This window comes from Photorhabdus caribbeanensis (assembly GCF_018448885.1).
Classification (GTDB): Bacteria; Pseudomonadota; Gammaproteobacteria; order Enterobacterales; family Enterobacteriaceae; genus Photorhabdus; species Photorhabdus caribbeanensis.
Genome location: NZ_RCWB01000125.1, coordinates 1 through 831 on the forward strand (window position 1 = coordinate 1; position 831 = coordinate 831).

Here is an 831-nt window from a genome sequence, read left to right on the forward strand (position 1 = left end):
AAAGGGGTGATGATTGAGCACCGCAATACGGTTAACTTCCTGCACTGGGCTCAACAGGCTTTTGACGTGGAAGAGATCCGCGAAGTGCTGTTCTCAACGTCGATGAATTTCGACCTGTCCGTTTTTGAATGTTTTATACCGTTATCTCGTGGCGCGGCGATTTATCTGGTGGAGGATGCGCTGTCATTGATGCAGCATGCCCTGCCGGTGACTTTGATTAACTCAGTCCCGTCTGCGATGAAACCGTTATTGCAGGCTCGGGCGCTGATGGCGTCGGTTCATACGGTCAATCTGGCAGGAGAACCGCTTAAAGGCGCTTTAATTGAACAGATTTTCGCAGACACGCAAATAGAGCGGTTGTGTAATCTCTATGGACCTTCTGAAACGACAACCTATTCTGCCTGGTTGCCGATACAGCGAGGCGACAGGATTATTGAAAGTATTGGTCGTCCGATAGCTAACACCAGCCTTTACTTACTGGACGAGTATGGTCAACCGGTGCCGTTGGGCGTGGTGGGGGAAATGTATATCGGGGGCGCGGGGGTGGCACGTGGCTACCTCAATCGCCCAGATTTGACGGCGGAACGGTTCCTTATCGACCCGTTTAGCGATGTGCCGGATGCCCGGATGTACCGCACCGGGGATTTAGCCCGTTATTTGCCGGACGGCAATCTGGAATTCCTGGGCCGTAATGACCAGCAGGTTAAAATCCGTGGCTTCCGCATTGAGCCGGGGGAAATTGAATCCCGGTTGATGGAACACCCAGCGGTGAGTGAATCTGTGGTATTGGCGCAAGGGGAAGGGCAGGAAAAACGGTTAGTGGCCTATGTG

The 831-nt window shown here is 52.9% G+C and carries 1 protein-coding gene; it reads left to right on the top strand.

Going from position 1 to position 831, the window contains the following annotated elements:
- The coding region (locus EAE90_RS23270) for an AMP-binding protein (RefSeq protein WP_214055455.1) at positions 1 to 831 on the top strand (831 nt) is incomplete at both ends.